Origin of the sequence: Simplicispira suum, from assembly GCF_003008595.1 — a bacterium.
Lineage (GTDB): Bacteria > Pseudomonadota > Gammaproteobacteria > Burkholderiales > Burkholderiaceae_C > Simplicispira > Simplicispira suum.
Genome location: NZ_CP027669.1, coordinates 985,335 through 1,007,248 on the forward strand (window position 1 = coordinate 985,335; position 21,914 = coordinate 1,007,248).

The following is a 21,914-nucleotide window of genomic DNA, read 5'->3' on the forward strand; positions in this document are numbered from 1 at the left end:
GAGCCCAAATAGGTACCAGCGATAGTCGCCGCATAGGATGAAAATGAGCCCTCACAACGCGAAGGCTGAACGATGACAGAACAGGAAATTTTGGCTCGGCATGCCGAGAACTTCAGCGCCATACACACTGCCATTGCAAATTTCGACAGTGCACTGAACGACTACACGTTCAGATCAAACTTAAAGCACGCTATCGTGCTCGGCCTTGCGCATCGTCTACTGGAGTTTTCTCGCGGCAGTGAGGCCATGGGGCGCGCTGGACTCGCGGCGGCAAATGCTGCTATGGGACGCATGTGTCTTGAGACTGTATTCAAGTTGCGCGCCATCTGTCTTGGAGCCATCGCTCCGGAAAACTATGCCAAACAAGAGAAGGTGGCTCAACACCAAAGCCTCAAGCGTGCATTAAGTCTTCCGAATTTTTCCGATATTTTTTCCGCTGAGCAGCAGGCTGAATATCGCACCGAGCTGCAGCAGATTGAACAAGAGCTTGGGCCGAAGATAAAACTGCACGAGATAAAAGTATCGGAGTGGGCAGACCGCGCTGGGGCAAACGAAACTTACGTACTTGCGTACTCAGCGCTTTCGGACTATGTGCACTCAGGAGTGTCCTCGTTAAATCACATCATGGAAGTGCGAGAGCAAGGGCAAGTTTTCATCCAGACTGGCCCCTCCAATCATCAACTCACATCTCTACTTGAGGGCATCTGCATTTACTTGGCTTGGGCAACAGAATCCATCGATCTGATGTTCGCCAATGAGCTTTCGAGATGACTTTTTATTGACTCGGGTTCGCCGGTGCTGGGGCGTCCAGCCGGCTACAACTTAGCTTGGCATATCCATATAGCGGAACCTGCAGAACAAGTGGTTCAGAATGGAAGGCACTGCTTTTCCACCCTTGCTTTCAGGAGACACCATGAAGGTCGACACCATTCTTCAAACGATTGGCAACACGCCGCACATCCGCATCAACCGCATCTTCGGAGCGGACGCCAAGGTATGGATCAAATCCGAACGCGCCAACCCAGGCGGCTCCATCAAGGACCGAATTGCGCTGGCCATGGTCGAAGCGGCAGAAAAGTCGGGTGCCCTCAAGCCCGGCGGCACCATCATCGAGCCCACCTCGGGCAACACCGGCATTGGCCTGTCCCTGGTGGCGGCCGTCAAGGGCTACAAACTCATTCTGGTGATGCCCGACAGCATGAGTGTCGAGCGCCGCCGGTTAATGCTGGCTTACGGCGCGAGTTTTGATCTCACACCCAAAGAAAAGGGCATGAAGGGCGCGATTGCCCGCGCAGAAGAGCTGCAGGCGCAGACGCCAGGCGCCTGGATTCCGCAGCAGTTCGAGAACCCGGCCAATATCGATGTCCACGCCCAGACCACCGCAGCGGAAATCCTCGCCGATTTTCCCGACGGGCTGGACGTGCTCATCACCGGCGTCGGCACGGGCGGCCACATTACCGGCTGCGCCCGTGTACTCAAAGCGAAGTTTCCGAACCTCAAGGTATTCGCGGTCGAGCCCACCGGGTCGGCCGTGATTTCCGGCGGCCCCCCCGGCCCGCACGCCATTCAGGGGCTGGGCGCCGGCTTCATCCCGAAGAATCTGGACACCAGCGTGCTGGATGGAGCCATCGTGGTGGACGCAGAAGATGCCCGCGAATACGCCCGCCGCAGTGCGCGCGAAGAAGGCATGTTGGTGGGTATATCGTCGGGCGCCACACTGGCCGCTATTGCGCAAAAACTCCCCAGTTTGCCGGCCGGCAGCCGCATCCTCGGCTTCAACTACGACACCGGCGAGCGCTACCTTTCGGTGGAAGGCTTTTTGCCCTCCTGAGGCACACAGGACGCCATCAAGGTATTGGCCGCGCTTCACACAGCGTCGGCCACGCGTCCTACAGCAGGTGCGGGCCGTGTCCGGAACAATGGGTGATACGCCCAAGCGCTGCGCATTCAGCGCCATCGCGCGGCGGTTTAGACCCTTGCCCGCATGCCTGCCACCTCTTCGCCCCTTGCCTTCAAGGCACTGACCGTCAACGTCCACAAAGGCTTTAGCACCTTCAACCGGCGCTTCGTCCTGCATGAGTTGCGCGACGCGGTGCGGGCCGTGGGAACCGACCTGGTGTTTTTGCAGGAAGTGCACGGCACACACCGTGCGCACGCGCAGCGCATTGCCAATTTCCCGCAGGTACCGCAATACGAATTTTTGGCCGACGAAATCTGGCACCAGCACGCCTATGGCCGCAACGCCGTGTACGACAACGGCGACCACGGCAACGCCCTGCTCTCCAAATTCCCCATCGTCTACTACGAGAACCACGATATTTCCATTCGCGGCCCGGAGCGTCGTGGCATGTTGCATTGCATTGTTCAGCCGCCGGGACGGGCGGTGCCGGTGCATGCCATCTGCGTGCACCTGGGTCTGCAGGAATCACACCGCCAGCAGCAGTTGCGCCTGGTCTGCAACCTGATCAATTCGCTGCCAGCGCACGAGCCGGTGCTGCTGGCCGGCGACTTCAACGACTGGCGCGGCCGGGCCCACCGCGTGCTGCGCGACGGCGCAGGTCTGAGCGAAGTGTTTCTGCAGTCGCAAGGACACGCACAGCGCACCTTCCCCGCCTCCATGCCTGTGCTGGCGCTTGACCGCATCTATGTACGCGATGCCACCGTGCATTCACCGCTGGTACTGCCCAAGAAGCCTTGGGACCGCCTGTCCGACCATGCGCCGCTGGCCGCGGAGATTCACGTATGAGCGCAGCTGGCCGAATCCCGTCCATTGAACGCAAGGCGGTGTCCCCATGAGCCGGCGCACCCGCGCGCCACGTTCCTCACGCTGGGTGGAAGGCAACGATTTCGAGCTGCTGGAAAACGGCGAAGACTTCTTTCCCCGGGTGTTCGCCGCCATCGAATCCGCCGAGCGCGAGGTGTGGCTGGAAACCTTCATCCTGTTCGACGACAAGGTCGGCCGCGCGCTGCATGCCGCCTTGCTCGGCGCCGCGCAACGGGGCGCCAGCGTGCACGTGCTGGTCGACGGCTTTGGCTCACCCGATCTGCCCGAACGCTACATTGGCGAGCTGGTTGAGGCGGGCGTGCAGTTCCGTACGTTTGATCCGGGTTCGAGTATTTTTGGCCAGCGGCTCAATGTGCTGCGCCGCATGCACCGCAAGATCGTAGTGGTCGACGGCGCGCTGGGATTTATCGGAGGCATCAATTACTCGGCCGACCATCTGGCCGATTTTGGACCCGAGGCCAAGCAGGACTATGCCGTGCAGGTGCGAGGCCCCATCGTGGCGCAGATGCATCGCTTCGTGCAGAGCGCGGTCTACACCGACCAGAGAAAAAAAGCGCCCGAGACACCCGAAATATCCGCCACGGCAACTTTGCCACAGGCAGGCTCGGCGGGCGCCATTTTCGTCATGCGCGACAACCACCGCCACAAAAACGACATTGAGCGCCACTACCGCATTGCCCTGCGCAGCGCGCGCAAGCGTGTCGTCATTGCCAACGCCTACTTCTTCCCCGGCTACCGCTTCATCCGCGAGATGCGCCGAGCGGCGCGCAGGGGGGTGGACGTGCGCCTTATTTTGCAGGGCCAGCCGGACATGCCCATCGTCAAAACCGCTGCCAGCATGCTTTACGAGCACTTGGTGCGCGCGGGGGTGCGCGTCTTCGAGTACTGCGACCGGCCGCTGCACGGCAAGGTGGCCCTGGTAGACGACGAGTGGTCCACCGTGGGTTCGAGCAATCTCGATCCGCTCTCTTTGGCGCTCAACCTGGAAGCCAACGTCATCATCCGCGACCGCAGCTTCAATGCCCACCTGCACGAGCGCCTTACCGATCTCATGGAAAAAAGCTGCCGCAGCATCGCGTTGCCGGCCAAGAGCCGGTGGGCGCGCCTGCGGCTGCTGCGCAGCTATGTGGTGTTCCACCTGATGCGCTGGTTCCCGACCTGGGCCGGCTGGCTGCCGCGCCACGAACCCACCATTGCGCTGGCACAGGCGGTGAAGCAGGCGAAACAAGATGACACCAGCAAAGCCGAGCATCCGCACGCTGCAGCCTGAAGGAAGCCCAGGCATGGCGCTGGCAAGGCCCACCACGCCCCAGGCTCCGACCACGCCCTCGGCACCCTCGCGCCTACGACCTGGGCGCGGCGCCGCACGCACCCGCACCAACCGGGGAGCGACCCGGCCCGGCGGGTTGACGCAGTTGCAGGAAAAACCTTGGTGGCCCTGGCTGACGCGCAGTCTGGCCGGCGCATTTTTCGTGCTGGTGGCCTCGCTCATCGTTTACCAGGCGCGCAGCGTGGATTGGCCTGCCGTCTGGCAGGCCGTGCTGGCGCTTCCGGTACGCGTGCTCTGGGCGGGTGCAGCGCTGGCGTTGCTGAGCCATTTCACCTACGGCAGTTTCGAATGGATTGGCCGGCATGTCACCGGCCACCAGCTGGGCCGCGCCACCACGCTGGGCATCGCCATGACCAGCTATGCCTTTACCCTGAACCTCGGCTCGGTGATCGGCGGCGTGGGTGTGCGCTACCGGCTCTACAGCCGGCGCGGCGTGGAGCCCGGCACCATCGGCCAGGTGGTGGCCACCAGCATCCTGACCAACTGGATCGGCTACTTGTTGCTGACCGCCATCATTCCCTGGTTCTGGGTGCCGCCCGCCGTGTTTGGCTGGAGTGCCAGCGACGTGCAATGGCGCATGGGCGGCGCTTTGCTGGCCCTGGCGCCGCTGGTCTACCTGGCGCTGTGCCTGGTTCGAGGCGGCCGGCCGCTGGCGCTGCGCGGCCACTGCTTTGCCCTGCCGCGCTGGCCGCTGGCGCTGTGGCAGGTGGCGGTATCGTGCGCCAACTGGATGCTGATGGGCACGGCGCTGTGGGTGGTATTGCAGGGCCAGGTGGCGTATCCGGCGGCCGTCGCCACCGTGATGCTGGGGGCGGTGGCCGGGCTGGTGCTGCGTGTGCCGGCCGGCCTGGGCGTGCTTGAATCGGTGGGCGTGGCGCTGCTGACGACCGATTCGCTGTCCAAGACCGACGTACTGGCCGCACTGCTCGCCTACCGGGCGCTGTACTACTTTGTGCCCCTGGTGCTGGCGGCGCTGGCGTTTGCGGCCGCCGAATTGCTGGTGCACGGGAAAAAACCAACGAAATAGGCCCTCAGCGCTTATCAGTAAAGCGCTGATAGCTATCAAATTTGAATTTTCTTCGCCGTCCACTGGCGGGACAACCGCTGCCGCCGTATCATGCGGCCCCCTGCTGCACCTGCCCGATCGCTACGGGCCGCGCCCATGATTCGCCTCTCCGAAATCCGCCTGCCGCTGTCTGCTGCAGAACACCCCGAGCCTGCGCTGATCCAATCCGCAGCAACGATTCTTGGCGTCCAGCCGGCAGAAGTAGCTCGGCTCACCGTTTTCAAGCGCAGTTTTGACGCCCGCAAACGCGAACTGCTGGCCGTCTACATCGTCGATCTGGAACTGGCCGACAGCGATCTGGAGCGTGCGCTGCTTGCGCGCCATGCCGGCCACCCGCACATCCAGCCCACGCCCGACATGGCCTGGCGCCCGGTTGGGCAAGCACCCGGCACGCTGGCCGAGCGCCCGGTGGTCATTGGCTTTGGTCCCTGCGGCATCTTTGCCGCGCTGGTGCTGGCGCAGATGGGGTTCAAACCCATCGTTCTGGAGCGTGGCAAGGCCGTGCGCGAGCGCACGCAGGACACCTGGGCGCTGTGGCGCAAACGCGAACTGCACCCCGAGAGCAATGTGCAGTTCGGCGAGGGCGGTGCCGGCACGTTCTCGGATGGCAAGCTCTACAGCCAAATCAAAGATCCACGCCACTTGGGGCGCAAGGTCATGCACGAGTTCGTGCAGGCCGGCGCGCCCGAGGAGATCCTTTACGTCGCGCACCCGCACATCGGTACCTTCAAGCTGGTGAAAGTGGTGGAACACCTGCGCGCGCAGATCATTGCGCTCGGTGGCGAGGTGCGCTTTGGCCAGCGCGTGACCGATTTGTTGCTGGATGACAGCAACGGCGCGCGCAAGCTGCGCGGCGTGCAAGTGCTCGACCAGGAGAACGGTACGACGCAGGGACTGCTGAGTTCGCACGTGGTGCTGGCGCTGGGTCACAGCGCACGCGACACGTTCGCCATGCTGTACGGGCATGGCGTGGCCATGGAGGCCAAGCCCTTTTCCATCGGCTTTCGCATTGAGCATCCCCAAGGCCTGATCGACCGCGCCCGCTGGGGCCGGCACGCCGGCCACCCGCTGCTCGGCGCGGCGGACTACAAACTGGTGCACCACGCTGCCAACGGGCGCGACGCCTACAGTTTTTGCATGTGCCCCGGTGGCACGGTGGTTGCGGCAACGAGCGAGCCGGGCCGCGTGGTGACCAACGGCATGAGCCAGTATTCGCGCAACGAGCGCAACGCCAACGCCGGCCTGGTGGTGGGGATCACGCCGGCCGACTACCCGAGCGACCCAGCTGCGTTCGAGGCGCAACTGGGCGCAAGCCACGGCGTGCAGCAGCTGCGCGCGGGCGCAGCGCACCCGCTGGCCGGCATCGTGCTGCAGCGCCAGCTCGAATCAGCGGCCTATGTGCTGGGCGGCAGCGACTACAGCGCACCTGCGCAGCGGGTTGGCGATTTTCTGGCCGGGCGTGCGTCCACCGCCATGGGCAGTGTCGAGCCGTCGTACCAGCCCGGCGTGCGGCCGGTGGACTTGGCGGGCGCCCTGCCCGGCTACGCCATCGCCGCGCTGCGGGAAGCCTTGCCGGTGTTTGGCCAGAAAATCAAAGGCTTCGATTTGCCCGACGCGGTGCTGACCGGTGTCGAGACGCGCACTTCGTCGCCCCTGCGCATTGACCGCAATGCCGATCTGCAAAGCCCCAACACCACCGGCCTGTACCCCGCGGGCGAAGGCGCAGGCTATGCCGGCGGCATTCTTTCGGCGGGCGTGGACGGCATCAAGGTGGGCGAGGCGGTGGCCCGCGCGCTGCTGGGCCAAGCCGCCGCCGTCCAGTTGGGCCACTGATGGCAGGTAGCAGCGCCCTGCACCGCTGCCTTTGGCCCGCCCTGCTGTGTGCTGCAGCGCTCGCCGCTTGTGCGCTGCCCCACGCCGACGCGCCCGGAATGGTCATCGAAAACAGTCTGGGCATGCGGATGGTGCGGGTGCCTGCCGGCGAATTTTTGATGGGCAGCGACGAGCCCCTTGAGGTGCTGACGCAAGCCTTCCCACGCTACGAACGCCGGCGCCTGGTCGCCCTGAGCGACGAGGCGCCGGTGCACCGGGTAGGGATCACGCGGGCCTTTTACCTGGGGCAGCATGAGGTGACGGTGGGCCAGTTCCGTCAATTTGTCCAAGCCTCGGGGTATGTGCCCGAATCCGTGGCCGACGGCACCGGAGGCTACGGTTACAACGCCACCTATGACCCGGCCACCACGCAGCGCGGCGATGCGTTCGAGGGGCGAGATCCCCGCTACTCCTGGAAGAATCCGGGTTTCGCCCAAGGCGATACGCACCCGGTCCTCAATGTCACCTGGAACGACGCCATGGCCCTGGCCGCGTGGCTCAGCGCGCAGGAAGGCGTACGCTACCGCCTGCCCACCGAGGCCGAGTGGGAATACGCCTGCCGTGCCGGCTCTCGCACCCGCTATGCCGGCAGCGACGATCCGCAGAGCCTGCTGGCCACCGCCAACACCTTCGACACCGACGCTTCCGTGTTCTGGCCGCGCTGGCAGGACCAGGCCCTGAGTGGCCACGACGGGCATGCCTTCACCGCACCCGTAGGAAGCTATCGGCCGAATGCCTTTGGCCTCTACGACATGCTGGGCAATGCCTGGGAATGGACCGCCGACTGGTACGGCGACAGCGCCTACACGCAATCGTCCCTAAACGACCCAAAAGGCCCCGCCGATGGGAATGTGCGGGTGCGGCGCGGCGGCTCGTGGCACACCTGGGCGCTGTATGCGCGCTGCGCCTACCGCAACTGGAACACGCCGCAGACGCGCTACACGCTGGTCGGCATCCGCCTGCTGCGGGAAGTGAAGTAGCTTTTCAAGTCTTGCCCGCGTTCTGCAGCGCAGCAATGCGCTCTTCAATCGGCGGGTGCGTCGAGAACAGCTTGCCGATACCACCGGCAATGCCCATGGCCTGCATGCTCTTGGGCAGTTCGGCCGGGTGCACGCCACCCAGGCGCGCGAGCGCATTGATCATGGGTTGGCGCTTGCCCATGAGCTGGGTGGAACCGGCATCGGCGCGGAATTCGCGCTGGCGCGAGAACCAGGCCACGACGATGGCGGCAAGGAAGCCCAGCACGATGTCGAGCACGATGGTCGTGACGAAATAACCAATGCCGGGGCCGGAGCGGTTTTCGCTGTTCTTGTTCAGGAAGCTGTCTACCGCATAGCCGATGACACGCGAGAGGAACACGACAAAGGTGTTCATCACGCCCTGGATCAGCGTCATGGTGACCATGTCGCCATTGGCGATGTGGGCAATTTCATGACCAATCACGGCTTCGACCTCTTCACGCGTCATGCTTCGCAGCAGACCGGTGGACACCGCCACCAGCGCCGAGTTCTTGAACGCGCCCGTGGCAAAGGCATTCGGGTCGCCCTCGAAGATACCAACTTCGGGCATACCGATGCCGGCTTTTTCGGCAAAACCACGTACGGTCTCCAGAATCCAGGCCTCGTCACCGTTTCGCGGGGTGTCAATCACCTGCACGCCCGCGCTCCACTTGGCTACGGGCTTGCTGATGAGCAGCGAGATGATGGCACCGCCAAAACCCATGATGAAGGCGAACCCGAGCAGCGCGCCGAGATTCAGTCCATTCGCCGTGAGATAGCGGTTGACGCCGAGCAGGCTGGCCACGATGCCCAGCACCACCACCACAGCCAGGTTGGTCATCAAGAACAGGACGATGCGTTTCATTCAGGCTCCACTAAAGAGTCGTTCAAAGGTCGGAGAAAGGTGCGGCGATCTGCGCCGTTTTCAAGGGGCGGGGCGGGCGAAACACCGCAGCGTCATCATAAAAGCCGGAGGCCTCATTGCCGGGCCACCACCCTGGGATACCCAGCAGCGGCAGTGGGGCAAAGGGTTTGGCGGCAAGCCACGCGGCTTCGAGTTGCTCCGCCAGATTCAAATCCCGATCTACTTCCGAATTTATAGCATCGAAAGTAATCAGTACATGCGCGGTGATGCCTTTTCTAGGATGGACCAGTTGCTCCATCACGGCATGACCGAACAGCGTGACCCGAGCGCTGCCCCAGAGCGCGCGGTGTTGCACGAACAGCGCCTGCCAGTCGCGCGCGAGCAGCGCCTGCCAAAGAGCAGGCGGCGCCTGCAGCAACGCGCCGCTTTCGTCCAGCAGCGTGCAGGCGTCGCGCAGCGGCCCGCGCACCGGGCGCACTCCCTGTTCAGCCATCACACCCGCCTGCAATTGGTTCAAGTGCTTTTTGGTTCGACCAAAACGCTGCCAGACCAGGCCGTTGAAAAAATCGTGCAGATTTCCCCGCGTGGGTACGCAGCCAGTGTCGAAAATAAACTGCTCGTAGGCGGCGCCTGGCGGCAACTGTGCCTGGGGCACGAAACGTATCGGCGCGCCTTGAATAGCGTTCAGCGCCTCGTGCACCGGTGTGCCACAGGCGACTGCATCCGCCAGCGGCACGCCCAGCTCGCGCCAGGGCGCCAGCCAGGGAGCTTGCCAATCGACGTCGGAGAACGTCGCAGGCTGCGTTCGACGGGGCAAGCTTTTATGCAAAGGTTCAGGTTTGCACGCGCCAGGCCAGCGCCTCGCCCGCGCGCAGCGGTTTCAGCTCGGCCTCGCCAAAGGCGAAACTGGCGGGTGGCGTCCAGCTCTCTCGCACCAGGGTGAGCCTGCCGCCATTGCGCGGCAGTCCATAGAAGGCCGGGCCGTGGAAGCTGGCAAAGCCTTCGAGCTGGTCGAGCGCGCCCGCAGCGTCAAAGGCCTCAGCGTAAAGCTCCATCGCCGCGTGGGCGGTGTAGCAGCCGGCGCAACCCGTGGCGTGCTCCTTCAAGTGCGCGGCATGCGGCGCGCTGTCGGTCCCCAGGAAGAAGCGGTCGCTGCCGCTGGTGGCGGCCTGTACCAGCGCGAGGCGGTGCTCTTCGCGCTTCAAGACCGGCAGGCAGTAATAGTGCGGGCGGATGCCGCCCAGAAAAATAGCGTTGCGGTTGTACAGCAGGTGGTGCGCGGTGACGGTGGCAGCCGTGAAGCGCCCGGCCTCATTCACGTACTGCGCGGCTTCGCGCGTGGTGATGTGCTCGAAGACGATTTTCAGCTCAGGGAAATCGCGACGCAGAGGCATCAGCTGCTGCTCGATAAACACCGCCTCGCGGTCGAACAGGTCAATGTCCGGGCTGGTCACTTCGCCGTGCACCAGGAGCGGCATGCCCGCCTTCTGCATGGCTTCGAGCGTGGCGTAGGTCTTGCGCAGATCGGTAACGCCGGCATCGCTGTTGGTGGTGGCGCCGGCCGGGTAGAGCTTTAACGCCACCACGCCGGCTTCCTTGGCGCGGGCAATCTCACCCGGCGGGAGGTTGTCGGTGAGATAGAGCGTCATCAGTGGCTGGAAATCCACGCCTTCGGGCACGGCGGCCAGGATGCGCTGCTTGTATTCGAGCGCCTGCTGCGCCGTAGTCACCGGCGGGCGCAGGTTCGGCATGATGATGGCGCGACCAAACTGGGCCGCCGTGTGTGGCACCACAGTCAGCAGCGCCTCGCCGTCGCGCACGTGCAGGTGCCAGTCGTCGGGGCGGGTGATGGTGAGGGTTTGGGGAGCGATGGAGGGACTTTGCGCGGTCATGCGGGAGATTGTCCCATCGTCTTGCGCGCTATATAAACAGTAGCTGATAGCGCTTTATCTATATACGCTAGAGAGCGATTTTGCTTGATTTTTTTGGCCTACGGCGCGCGACGTTGAATTGCTGGCGCCCGAGTCCTTGTCTTGCCAACGCCGTGCCCTGATTCCGGGATTAGGGTCAGAGCACGAGTTTCGCTGCGCGAAATCGTGATCCGACCCCAATACCTACGTGTCGCGCTGACCGCAGAAACTGTCGCGGCCCAAACCAGCGGCCACCGCGCAAGGGCCGCCCCGCCGCGCTGGTGGCTTCCCCCTTCCGCATTGCGCAGCAATGCAAGAGAAGGGGCTGAGGGGCGCGGCTCCAAGCCTGCCTGCGCAGGCTTGGACGTCCCCGAAGAGCTTGCGCCTCTGGCGGTTGCACCGAGGCGCAAAGCGCCTCAGGGGGTTGATCTCTCAATGCCCCAGGATTTTGTTAAGGAAATCCTTGGTGCGTGGCTGGCGGGCCTCTTGGTTGCTGAAGAACTCTTCGCGCGTGCAGTCCTCGAGAATCTTGCCCCCCACATCCATGAAGATCACGCGGTGCGCCACCTTGCGCGCAAAACCCATTTCGTGCGTCACGCACATCATGGTCATGCCCTCGTTGGCCAGCCCCACCATCACGTCGAGCACCTCCCCCACCATTTCCGGGTCGAGCGCCGAGGTCGGCTCGTCAAACAGCATGACGATAGGGTCCATGGACAGCGCACGGGCAATGGCCACGCGCTGCTGCTGGCCACCCGAGAGCTGGCCGGGGAACTTGTCCTTGTGATCCGACAGGCCCACACGGTCGAGCATCTTGAGGCCCCGCTTCTTCGCTTCGTCGGCGCTGCGGCCCAGCACCTTGACCTGCGCAATGGTCAGGTTTTCCGTCACCGAAAGGTGCGGGAACAGCTCGAAATGCTGGAACACCATGCCGACGCGGCTGCGCAGTTGGGGCAAATTGGTCTTGGGGTCGTGCACCGGCACGCCATCGACCCAGATTTCGCCCTTCTGGAAGGGTTCGAGCGCGTTGATGGTCTTGATGAGCGTGGACTTGCCCGAGCCCGAGGGGCCACAAACGACGACCACTTCGCCCTTCTGGATGGTGGTGGAGCAATCGGTCAGCACCTGGAAAGTGCCGTACCACTTGGAGACGTTCTTGAGTTCAATCATGCAAGTTCCTTAACGCACGATGGCAATCTTGCGGTGCAGGCGCTTGACGGCCCAGGACAGCGCAAAGCAAATGACGAAATAAACGACGGCCGCAGCGAGATAGGCCTCGATGGGCCGACCGAAGTTCTTGCCGGCAATCTCAAAGCCCTTGAGCATGTCGTAGGCGCCGATGGCGTAGACCAGCGAAGTGTCCTGAAACAGGATGATGGTCTGCGTCAGCAGCACTGGCAGCATGTTGCGAAACGCCTGCGGCAGGATGATGAGCTTCATGTTCTGCCCATACGTCATGCCCATGGCCATGCCTGCAAACACCTGGCCGCGTGCAATCGACTGAATGCCGGCGCGCATGATTTCGCTGAAGTACGCGGCCTCGAAAGCGATGAAGGTGACCACCGCCGAGGTCTCCGCACCAATCGGCCGACCGATGATGGCGGGCATCAGCAGGAAGAACCACAAAATCACCATCACCAGCGGGATGCTGCGCATGCCGTTGACGTAAATGACCGCTGGCGCCATCAGCCACTTGCGGCCAGACAGCCGCATGAGCGCCAGCACGGTACCGAAAATCACGCCACCGATGGTCGCCACCACGGTCAGCATCACGCTGAAGTAAAGGCCCTTGAGGACAAAGTTGCTCAGCAGATCCCAGTTGTAGAACGAGAAGTCGAGTGCGAGCTTCATGTCAGTGCCCCCAGCGCTGGCGGCGACAATGAAACCGGGCACGCGCGAGCGCTTTTCAATGAAGGCCATGACACGGTTGATGGCGAATGCCGACACCACGTAGAGCCCGGTCACTGCCAGATAAATCTCCACGCCGCGCGAGGTTTCCTCCTGCGCCTGCATGGCGAACATGGTCAGCTCGGCCACCGACACCGCAAAGGCCACCGACGAGTTCTTGAAGATGTTCATGGTTTCGCTGGTCAGCGGCGGAATGATGATGCGCAGCCCCATGGGCAAGAGCACATAGCGGTAGGTCTGAAAGGTGGTGAAGCCCACCGCCATGCCGGCGTAGCGCTGACCGCGCGGCAGCGACTCCAGCCCCGATTTCACCTGCTCGGCAATGCGCGCCGAGGTGAACAGGCCGAGCGCAAACACCACCAGCACAAACCCCGGGACGCGCTGAAGCGATGGAAAGAACGAAGGCAGCACGTGGTACCAAAGAAAGAGCTGCACCAAGAGCGGGATATTGCGAAACAGCTCCACCCAGGCATTGCCCAGACGCACCACCCACGGCCGCCCCTGCAGCGTACGCAGTGTGCCGACGAGGCCGCCCAACACCAACGCCAACGCCAGCGAAAGCAGCGACACCGACACCGTCCAGCCCCACGCGGACAGCAGCCAATCGAGATAGGTGACGTCGCCGCCCTTGCCGAAACACCCGGCCACGGCGGTTTGATCGAGCGTGTCCATACAGAACACCTGCCAATCCCAGCTCATAGGATTCCTTTCATACGAACGTAGTCACGTTCCATTTCCAAATCATGAGTGACGCGAAGGCGAGCCACAGATGATTCAGGCGCAGCAGCGCCACGAAAAAGCCCCCCGAACCGCTGGCTCGCAGGGGGCCTGGAATTGCTGCCCGCCTTACTTCTTGGCGGCGTAGTCTTCCATGGGCTTGTCGTTCGGGTGAGCCCAAGCTTCCTTGGTGGCTTCAGACATCGGCAGGCCGATCTTGGTGTTGGTGGGAGGCACGGGCTGCATGAACCACTTGTCGTACAGCTTGGCCAGCGAACCATCAGCAATCTGGCGCTTGATGGAGTCGTCCACGGCCTTCTTGAACGCCGGGTCGTCCTTGCGCATCATGCAGGCGATGGGTTCCACCGACAGCACTTCGCCTACGATTTTGTAGTCGGCGGGGTTCTTGGCCTTGGAGATGTTGGCCGCCAGGATGGAGCCGTCCATCACAAACGCATCGGCGCGGCCGGTTTCCACCATCAGGAAGCTGTCGGCGTGGTCCTTGCCATAGACCTCCTTGAAGTCCAGGTTGCCTGCGCGCTCGTTCTTGCGCAGGGTCTGCACCGAGGTGGTGCCAGTGGTGGTGGCTACGGTGCGGCCCTTCAGGTCCTTGATGGAGGTAATGCCCGAGTTGGCCTTGACCGCCATGCGCACTTCTTCCACATAGGTGGTCACGGCGAAGGCCACGTCTTTTTGGCGCGCGGCATTGTTGGTGGTGGAACCACATTCAAGGTCCACCGTGCCGTTGGTCACCAGCGGAATCCGGTTTTGCGATGTAACAGGCTGGTACTTGATGTCCAGCTTGGCCAGGCCCAGCTGCTTCTGGATGTCATCCAGAATGCGTTCACCCATCTCGGTGTGAAAGCCGACGTACTTGCCGTTGCCCAGCGTGTACGACAGGCCCGACGATTCGCGCACGCCCAGGGTCACGCTGCCCGAGCCTTTGATTTTGGCCAGCGTGTCGCCCGCCTGCGCAAACGCGCTGCCTGCAGCCAGGGCCACGATGGCCGCAGCCAACAAATGTTTCTTCATGCTTGTCTCCTTGGGGTATATGCCTGAAACGGCGGATTTTATGGCGCGCGGCCCATGCTTGCCGGCACGCTTGTTGTGAAACTCAGAACGGAACCTTGTCGGTCGGGTATTTCCAGAAATCACGCAGCAAATAATTCACCGGCAAGTTGAGCGAGCGGTTCTGCGGTGGAATGGCTTGCATGAACCATTTGTCGTAAATGGCGTAGATTTCGCGGGTGGTGATGAGGCGCCGCATTTCATCGTCCACCAGCTTCTTGAATGCTGTATCGCCCGGCGGCAGCATGATGGCCAGCGGCTCGGTGGTAACAAAGCGGCCCACCACCTTGAGCGCCTTGGGGTCGGGCCGACCCGCAGCCAGGCCGTAGAGCAGCACGTCGTCCATGACAAAGGCATCGGCTTCGCCCTTCTCCACCATTTCCACGGCCCGGGCATGGTCGGGCGCCTCGACAATGTTCAGTCCCATCAGCCGCTCGCGGTTGGCCTGCACCACGGCGCGCAGTGGGGTCGTCCCCTTGGTGGAAACCAGCGTTTTACCGGCGAGATCTTCGATGCGGGTAGCCGAGCTATCGGCCCGCACCAGCAGACGTGCGCCCGTGATGAAGTGGGGAATGGTGAAGGCGACCTTTTGGCGCCGTTCGGCATTGTTGGTGGTCGAACCACACTCCATGTCCGCCTTGCCCTCGGCAATGACGTTGACGCGGTTGGCCGGGGTGACCTGTAGAAATGTCACGCCCATGTCCTTTTTGCCCGTCTGGCGGCGCACGGTCTCCGCCAGATGCAGGCACAAATCCATCGCATAGCCAATGGGCTGGCCCATCTTCTCATCAATGTACGAGAACGGCACCGACGACTCGCGGTGCGCGATCACCAGCTTCCCTCCCGCCATGACGCGCTCCAGCACACCAGGTGCTGCCAGACACGAAGCGCTTGCTGCAGTGCTCACCACGAACCAGGCCATGCGAGAAAAAAGCTTCATGATGTGCGGCTTGCGGCAGCCCGGTGAGATTCAAGAACGAAGGCGGCGACTGTACGGGCGTGCCCTGCGGGCATCCAATGCAAATTGCGCGCGGGAACATGCAAAACAATCATGAAAGGGCGACCGCACCCTTTTGCTCGCACAGGAAATCCCACAGTGCGTCGCGCTTGCTGCGTCCACCCTCGCGGGCGCTGGGGCGTTCGCGGCAAATGCGCACGTCCATGGTCATTTTCAGCCCCGGCAACTCGGGTGGCGCTGCGCTGACGAGTCGACGTGCGCGCAAGTCCTTCTTTACAGCGCTGAGCGGAAGGAAGGCGATGCCGTGGCCTTCGAGGGCCATGGCCTTGAGACCTTCGGCCATATCGGTTTCGTACATCCGATCGAGGTGCAGAGGCACGGGCGATTCCTTCAGAAGCAACTCGGTGAGCCGCCCCAGATAGGCGCCCGGTGCATAGGCCAGATAGGGAAGCGGACTCGCCGTGCTGCCGGGCAGACAGTACAAAGGGCGTCCATCGGCTCCCGGCCGCACATAGGGCGCAAGCACTTCCTGGCCGAGGCTCAGCATTTCGTAGCGGTTGGTGTCGAGCTGAAAAGGCTGGGAAGCATGGTGGTATGTGACCAGCAAATCGCAACTGCCCTCCACCAGCCGCATCACCGCGTCGTGCACGTTCAGCGCAATCAAACGGCTCTTGAACGGCCCGAAACGCTCGCGCATGCGCGAGACCCATTCGGGGAAAAAGGTGAAGGCCAGCGTATGCGGCACCGCGAACTCGATCATGTCCTGACTGGAAGTGCCGTGCGCGCGCAGCACGGCGCGGGTGCTGTGCAGCGCCTGCAGCATTTCGATGGACTGCTCATACAGCGTGCGGCCGGCAGGCGTCAGGCGCGTCGGGTACGAGCTGCGATCCACCAGATCCGTGCCCGCCCAGGCCTCAAGCGCCTGGATACGGCGCGAGAACGCAGGCTGCGTGACATGGCGCAGCTGGGCCGAGCGGCTGAAACTGCGCGTCTCGGCCAGACTCACGAAATCTTCGAGCCATTTGGTTTCCATCGCGGCGATTATCTGCTCAGGCATGCCGCTTTCGCACGCAGCTGTTGCGTTCCACGCATAATGTTTTGCGCCCACGTCGCCGCGCCCTGTGCGCTGAACTGGCGTCTCTGTTTTGCTCCTTCTTTTGCATGTCTTCACCCGAACCACCTCCGCCATCGCCCGATGGCGACACCCTACGCTCGCTTGCCCTGGAAGACTGGCTCACCGTGCTGGCCATGGCGGGTCTCGCCCTCATCACCTTTGCCAACGTGCTGGTGCGCTATTTCACCGACGCCTCCTTTGCCTGGACCGAGGAGTTCTCGGTGTTTCTGATGATTGTGCTGGCCCTGGTGGGCGGCTCGGCCGCTGTAGCGCGCGATCGGCATATCCGGATTGAGTTCTTTTCCAGCAGCGGCAGCGCAGTGCGCCGGCGGCGTCTGGCGCAGCTGGGCGCCCTGATGGTCGCGGTGCTGTTCACGTTGATGGCGGCGCTGAGCGTGCGCCTGGTGTGGGACGACTACCGCTATGGCGAGACCTCGCCGGGGATTGGTGTGCCGCAGTGGTGGTACTCGATATGGTTCCCCCTCCTCACCGCGCTGATCGCCCTGCGCGCGTTTGGCTTGTTGCTGCGCATCTCCCGCCGCCCACCCGCGCCATGATTGCAAGCCTGCTGTTTGCCGCCTTCGCGGTGTTTTTGCTGGCGGGCGTGCCTGTAGGTGCGGCGTTGGGTCTGGCCGGGGCCGCCGCGATTGCGCTGGCCAACCAGCAAACGCAGTGGTTCGGACTGCTGGCGGTGCCGCAGAATTTCTACGCCGGCCTGGGCAAGTACCCGCTGCTGGCCATTCCGATGTTTGTGCTGGTCGGCTCGATATTCGACCGTTCTGGCGTGGCGGCGCGCCTCGTGAACCTGGCTGTGGCCATGGTCGGGCGCGGGCCCGGCATGCTGCCCTTGGTGGCGATTGGCGTGGCCATGTTCCTGGGCGGCATTTCGGGTTCAGGCCCGGCCACCGCTGCGGCCATTGGCGGCGTCATGCTGCTCGCGATGCAGCGCGCCGGATACCCGCCTGCCTTTTCGGCCAGCGTGGTGGCGGCCGCCGCCTCGACCGACATCCTGATCCCGCCTTCGGTCGCCTTCATCGTCTATTCGGTGTTGGTGCCCGGTGCTTCGGTGCCGGCACTGTTCGCCGCAGGCCTGGTGCCGGGCATGCTGGCCGGGTTGGCGCTGGCCATTCCCACGGTATGGCTGGCGCGGCGCCACCGCATGGGGCAGCTCGAAGCCGATTTGCCGCGCCCACCGTTTTGGCGCAGCCTGCGCGAAGCGAGCTGGGGGCTGGCAGCACCGGTGCTGATTCTGGGCGGCATGCGCGCGGGCTGGTTCACGCCGACCGAAGCGGCCGTGGTGGCGGTGTTCTATGGCTTGTTTGTCGGCATGGTCATTTACCGGACCATTCGGGTGCGCGACCTGTTCGTCATCCTGCGCGAATCGGGCGAGCTGTCGGCGGTGATTTTGCTGGTCGTGTCGCTCGCCGCCATTTTTGCCTTCTCGCTCTCGACGCTGGGCGTGATCGACCCGATCACCAACGCCATCGTGCACTCCGGGCTGGGCGAAGGTGCGGTGCTGGCGATGATCATTCTGATGCTGATCGTGCTGGGCATGTTCCTCGACGGCATCTCCATCTTCCTCATCTTCGTGCCGCTGATGATGCCGATCCTGCGCCACTACCAGTGGGACCCGGTGTGGTTTGGCGTGATCCTCACCCTCAACGTCGCCATCGGCCAGTTCACTCCGCCGATGGCGGTGAACCTGATGGTCTCGAGCCGCATTGCCGGCGTGCGCATGGAAGACACCACGCGCTGGGTGCTGTGGCTGGTGGGCGCCATGTGCGTTGCCATGCTGTGCGTCATCGTCTGGCCGCAACTGGCCCTCTGGCTGCCCCACACCCTGGGTTACTGATTTTTCACAAGGAGACTGAAACCATGAAACTGCGTACCTTCCTCACCTCGGCCGTGGCCGCCGCCGCTGCGCTGGCCTTCAGCGCGCCCGCCGCGCTGGCGCAGAGCAACTACAAGAGCGAGTACCGCATGTCGCTGGTGCTGGGCACGGCCTTCCCCTGGGGCAAGGGCGGCGAGATCTGGGCCAACAAGGTGCGCGAGCGCACCAACGGTCGCATCAACATCAAGCTCTACCCCGGCGTGTCCTTGATCCAGGGCGACCAGACGCGCGAGTTTTCCGCGCTGCGCCAGGGCGTGATCGACATGGCCATTGGCTCGACCATCAACTGGTCGCCACAGGTCAAGCAGCTCAACCTGTTCTCGCTGCCCTTCCTGATGCCCGACTACGCCGCCATCGACGCACTGACGCAGGGCGAAGTCGGCAAGAGCCTGTTTGCCACGCTGGACAAAGCCGGCGTGGTGCCGCTGGCCTGGGGCGAGAACGGCTACCGCGAAATATCCAACTCCAAGCACCCGATCAAGACGCCGGCGGACCTGAAGGGCATGAAGATTCGCGTTGTCGGCTCGCCCTTGTTCCTCGACACCTTCACCGCGCTGGGCGCCAACCCGACGCAGATGAGCTGGGCCGACGCCCAGCCAGCCATGGCCAGCGGCGCCGTCGATGGGCAAGAGAACCCGCTCGCCATCTTCACCGCCGCCAAGCTGCACAGCGTGGCGCAGAAGTACCTGACGCTGTGGGGCTACATTGCCGACCCGCTGATCTTCGTCGTCAACAAGGAAGTCTGGAACAGCTGGACGCCTGCCGACCGCGAAATCGTTCGCCAGGCCGCCATTGACGCCGGCAAGGAAGAAATCGCCCTGGCCCGCAAGGGCGTGATTGAAGCCGACAAGCCCCTGCTCAAGCAGATCGAAGGCCTGGGCGTGACCGTCACGCAACTCACCCCCGCCGAGCGCGACGCGTTTGTGCAGGCCACGCGCCCGGTCTACAACAAGTGGAAGGGCCAGGTAGGAGCTGACTTGGTGAACATGGCCGAGAAAGCGATTGCGGCGCGCAAGCAGTAAGCACTGCTGCGCTGCGAGCCATCAACCCCGCTGCGGCGGGGTTTTCTTTTTTTGATAGCTGAAACTTCTTGACTGGTAAGCGCTAGACCGGTTTTTGACCACTATTTTGCTGCAACGCCCACATCTGCGCATAGCGCCCGCCCGCGGCCAAAAGCTCGGCGTGGGTGCCGCGCTCGACGATGCGCCCGCCATCCATCACCAGGATCTGGTGCGCGTCGACCACGGTGGAAAGGCGGTGCGCGATGACCAGCGTGGTTTTGCCGCGCGCCACGCTGCGCAGCTCGGCCTGGATGGCGCGTTCGTTGGCCGAATCAAGTGCCGAGGTGGCTTCGTCGAACACCAGAATCGGCGGGTTTTTCAGCAGGGTGCGGGCAATCGCCACGCGCTGCTTTTCGCCGCCCGAGAGCTTCAAACCGCGCTCACCCACCATGGTGTCGTAGCCCTTGGGCGTGCTGGCGATGAAGTCGTGGATGTGCGCGGCGCGCGCCGCCTGCTCGACTTCCTGCTGCGTGGCGCCGGGCCGGCCGTAGGCGATGTTGTAGGCCACGGTGTCGTTGAACAGCACGGTGTCTTGCGGGACGATGCCAAGCGCCTCGCGCACGCTGGCCTGGGTGACGCTCTGCAGCGCCTGCCCGGCTATGGTGATGCGGCCCTGCTGGATGTCGTAGAAGCGAAACAGCAGCCGCGCCAGGGTGGACTTGCCCGCGCCAGACGGCCCGACCACCGCCACCGTTTTTCCGGCCGGAATCTCGAAACTCACGCCGCGCAGGATGGGGCGGTCGGCCTCGTAGGCAAAGTGCACGTCTTCAAAGCGCAGGGCCGGGCTGCTGCCGTGCGAAAGCACCAAGGGCTCGGCGCCCGGCGCATCGGCCACTTCGCGCTCGCGGTCCATCAGCGTGAACATCTTGTCCAGGTCGGTCAGGTTCTGCTTGATTTCGCGGTAGATCACGCCAAAGAAGTTCAGCGGAATGTAGAGCTGGATCATGAAGGCGTTGACCATGACCAAATCACCCAGCGTCATGCTGCCATTTGCGACACCTTGCGTCGCGCGCCACAGCATGGCCACCAGCGTGGTGGCGATGATGGCCTGCTGGCCGGCGTTGAGCATGGACAAGGTGCTCTGGCTCTTGAGCCGCGCGCGGCGCAGGCCCTCCAGGCTTTCGTCGTAGCGGCGCGCCTCGAAGTCTTCGTTGTTGAAGTACTTCACCGTTTCGTAATTGAGCAGCGAATCGACCGCCTTGGTGTGCGCGGCCGAATCGAGCAGGTTGGCCTCGCGCCGGAACTTGGTGCGCCACTCGGTCACCACCACGGTGTAGCTGATGTAGAGCACCAGCGCGGCCAACGTGATCCAGACAAACCACATATCGAACTGGTTGCCCAGCACCGAGAGCACCAGCACCACCTCGACCAGGGTGGAGACGATGTTGAACAACGCAAACGACACCAGCGACTCGATGCCGCGCACGCCGCGCTCGATGTCGCGCGTCATGCCGCCGGTCTGGCGCTCCAGGTGAAAGCGCAGCGACAGGCCGTGCAGATGCCGAAACGTCTCCAGCGCAATGGAGCGCGCCGCGCCCTGCGTGGCCTTGGCAAACACCAGCTCGCGCAGCTCCGTGAACATCGAGGTCATCAGCCGCAGCGCGCCATAACCCAGCAGCAGCGCCACAGGGACAACCAGCAAAGCGGTGGCGCCTCCGGGCGGCAGTTGCATCGCATCCACCAGGCGCTTCAATACCAACGGCACGCCCACGTTCGACAACTTGGCGCCCAACATGAAGGCGAGCGCTGCGGCCACACGCCACTTGTAGCGCCACAAATAGGGCACGAGCCGCCCAAGCGTCGCCCAATCGGAGCGGGTGCGGGGCTGGCCGTCGGTCGGTGCTGGGGGAGGAGAATCGCCGTGGTGGCGCATTGGGGGACAATTCGACGCGTTAATTCAACCCTGATTGTTGCCCATGAGCGAACTGCCTGCATTGCCCACGCTGCCCGTCCTGCCCGCCCCCGCACTGCCGTGCGAGCACGAACTGGTGCTCAAGGTCATCCCCATGCCAGCCGACAGCAACGCCAACGGCGACATCTTTGGTGGTTGGGTGATGGCCCAGGTCGATCTGGCCGGCTCGGTGCTGCCGGCGCGCTACATCCGCGGCCGCATGGCCACGGTGGCGGTGAACGAATTCATCTTCAAGCAACCGGTTCGCGTGGGCGACATCCTGTCGTTCTTCTCCCACGTCACGCGCATTGGGCGCACGTCCATCACGGTGGAGGTGGAGGTCTATGCCGAGCGCCGTGCGGGAGAGACGGGTCAGTACCGCAAAGTCACCGAGGCGCGCCTGACGTATGTGGCGATTGATGCGGAGGGACGTCCGCGCGCCATCGTACTGCCGGAGGTGGGCGGCGCGAGCTAGCCAAA

20 protein-coding genes and 1 pseudogene are annotated in these 21,914 nt (G+C 63.5%); 11 read left to right on the forward strand and 10 right to left on the reverse strand.

Annotated elements, in window-relative coordinates; translation table 11 throughout:
- Window positions 1-72 precede the first annotated feature (72 nt).
- The 7 genes from C6571_RS04645 to C6571_RS04675 all read left to right on the forward strand — a co-directional run bounded on the left by C6571_RS04645 (window position 73) and on the right by C6571_RS04675 (window position 8,033).
- The gene (locus C6571_RS04645; RefSeq protein ID WP_106445659.1) at window positions 73-771 is read left to right on the forward strand and encodes a DUF5677 domain-containing protein; all 699 of its coding nucleotides are present in this window, start codon (window positions 73-75) and stop codon (window positions 769-771) included.
- A gap of 142 nt (window positions 772-913) precedes the next feature.
- Window positions 914-1,831 carry a cysteine synthase A gene (gene cysK / locus C6571_RS04650; protein WP_106445660.1) on the forward strand — a complete coding sequence of 306 codons (918 nt, stop codon included), beginning with the start codon at window positions 914-916 and terminating at the stop codon, window positions 1,829-1,831.
- Window positions 1,832-1,984: 153 nt separating this feature from the next.
- Complete coding sequence (locus C6571_RS04655; protein WP_106445661.1) at window positions 1,985-2,746, forward strand: endonuclease/exonuclease/phosphatase family protein; 762 nt, start codon at window positions 1,985-1,987, stop codon at window positions 2,744-2,746.
- A 46-nt stretch (window positions 2,747-2,792) separates the two neighbouring features.
- Entirely contained in the window at window positions 2,793-4,055 is a 1,263-nt protein-coding gene (clsB, locus tag C6571_RS04660) for a cardiolipin synthase ClsB (RefSeq protein WP_106445662.1), read from the forward strand.
- On the forward strand, window positions 4,015-5,142 hold the full coding sequence (locus tag C6571_RS04665) for a lysylphosphatidylglycerol synthase domain-containing protein (RefSeq protein ID WP_245901401.1): 1,128 nt from the start codon (window positions 4,015-4,017) through the stop codon (window positions 5,140-5,142). The genes clsB and C6571_RS04665 overlap by 41 nt, the downstream gene beginning before the upstream one ends.
- 135 nt (window positions 5,143-5,277) lie before the next feature.
- Complete coding sequence (locus tag C6571_RS04670) at window positions 5,278-7,014, forward strand: NAD(P)/FAD-dependent oxidoreductase (RefSeq protein WP_106445664.1); 1,737 nt, start codon at window positions 5,278-5,280, stop codon at window positions 7,012-7,014.
- A gap of 98 nt (window positions 7,015-7,112) precedes the next feature.
- Window positions 7,113-8,033, forward strand: a complete 921-nt coding sequence (locus tag C6571_RS04675) for a formylglycine-generating enzyme family protein (RefSeq protein ID WP_106448042.1) — start codon at window positions 7,113-7,115, stop codon at window positions 8,031-8,033.
- A gap of 4 nt (window positions 8,034-8,037) precedes the next feature.
- On the opposite strand, the gene htpX is transcribed toward C6571_RS04675, so the two are convergent.
- From htpX to C6571_RS04720, 9 genes and pseudogenes are all read right to left on the reverse strand, one after another.
- The gene (htpX, locus tag C6571_RS04680; RefSeq protein ID WP_106445665.1) at window positions 8,038-8,916 is read right to left on the reverse strand and encodes a protease HtpX; all 879 of its coding nucleotides are present in this window, start codon (window positions 8,914-8,916) and stop codon (window positions 8,038-8,040) included.
- Window positions 8,917-8,938: 22 nt separating this feature from the next.
- Entirely contained in the window at window positions 8,939-9,733 is a 795-nt protein-coding gene (locus C6571_RS04685; protein WP_106445666.1) for a DUF3025 domain-containing protein, read from the reverse strand.
- Window positions 9,734-9,749: 16 nt separating this feature from the next.
- Complete coding sequence (gene pyrC / locus C6571_RS04690) at window positions 9,750-10,808, reverse strand: dihydroorotase (RefSeq protein ID WP_106445667.1); 1,059 nt, start codon at window positions 10,806-10,808, stop codon at window positions 9,750-9,752.
- Window positions 10,809-11,258: 450 nt separating this feature from the next.
- Entirely contained in the window at window positions 11,259-11,996 is a 738-nt protein-coding gene (locus C6571_RS04695; protein WP_106445668.1) for an amino acid ABC transporter ATP-binding protein, read from the reverse strand.
- Between the two features lie 9 nt (window positions 11,997-12,005).
- Window positions 12,006-12,677, reverse strand: coding sequence for an amino acid ABC transporter permease (locus C6571_RS04700; RefSeq protein WP_106448043.1), 672 nt, complete (start codon window positions 12,675-12,677; stop codon window positions 12,006-12,008).
- 6 nt (window positions 12,678-12,683) lie between these two features.
- Window positions 12,684-13,433: pseudogene (locus C6571_RS04705) on the reverse strand (amino acid ABC transporter permease); the annotation flags it as partial.
- 147 nt (window positions 13,434-13,580) lie between these two features.
- Window positions 13,581-14,483: an amino acid ABC transporter substrate-binding protein gene (locus tag C6571_RS04710; protein WP_106445669.1), complete on the reverse strand. Its 903-nt coding sequence runs from the start codon at window positions 14,481-14,483 to the stop codon at window positions 13,581-13,583.
- 82 nt (window positions 14,484-14,565) lie between these two features.
- Window positions 14,566-15,441, reverse strand: a complete 876-nt coding sequence (locus C6571_RS04715; protein ID WP_245901502.1) for an amino acid ABC transporter substrate-binding protein — start codon at window positions 15,439-15,441, stop codon at window positions 14,566-14,568.
- Between the two features lie 127 nt (window positions 15,442-15,568).
- Window positions 15,569-16,510 (reverse strand): LysR substrate-binding domain-containing protein, encoded by a 942-nt coding sequence (locus C6571_RS04720; protein ID WP_211300731.1) that lies wholly within the window; start codon window positions 16,508-16,510, stop codon window positions 15,569-15,571.
- A gap of 128 nt (window positions 16,511-16,638) precedes the next feature.
- Here C6571_RS04720 and C6571_RS04725 point away from each other — a divergent pair, with 128 nt between their 5' ends.
- Genes C6571_RS04725 through C6571_RS04735 form a run of 3 tightly spaced genes read left to right on the forward strand, consistent with a single transcriptional unit; the run spans window position 16,639 to window position 19,504 of the window.
- Window positions 16,639-17,148: a TRAP transporter small permease gene (locus C6571_RS04725; protein WP_106445671.1), complete on the forward strand. Its 510-nt coding sequence runs from the start codon at window positions 16,639-16,641 to the stop codon at window positions 17,146-17,148.
- A complete protein-coding gene (locus C6571_RS04730; RefSeq protein ID WP_106445672.1) occupies window positions 17,145-18,443 on the forward strand; it encodes a TRAP transporter large permease in 1,299 nt (432 codons plus the stop codon). Before C6571_RS04725 ends, C6571_RS04730 begins: the two co-directional genes overlap by 4 nt.
- Before the next feature lie 23 nt (window positions 18,444-18,466).
- Window positions 18,467-19,504, forward strand: coding sequence for a DctP family TRAP transporter solute-binding subunit (locus C6571_RS04735; protein WP_106445673.1), 1,038 nt, complete (start codon window positions 18,467-18,469; stop codon window positions 19,502-19,504).
- Between the two features lie 82 nt (window positions 19,505-19,586).
- Here C6571_RS04735 and C6571_RS04740 read toward each other — a convergent pair whose 3' ends face one another.
- Complete coding sequence (locus C6571_RS04740; protein ID WP_106445674.1) at window positions 19,587-21,416, reverse strand: ABCB family ABC transporter ATP-binding protein/permease; 1,830 nt, start codon at window positions 21,414-21,416, stop codon at window positions 19,587-19,589.
- A 43-nt stretch (window positions 21,417-21,459) separates the two neighbouring features.
- Here C6571_RS04740 and C6571_RS04745 point away from each other — a divergent pair, with 43 nt between their 5' ends.
- Window positions 21,460-21,909: an acyl-CoA thioesterase gene (locus C6571_RS04745; protein WP_106445675.1), complete on the forward strand. Its 450-nt coding sequence runs from the start codon at window positions 21,460-21,462 to the stop codon at window positions 21,907-21,909.
- Window positions 21,910-21,914: the final 5 nt, after the last annotated feature.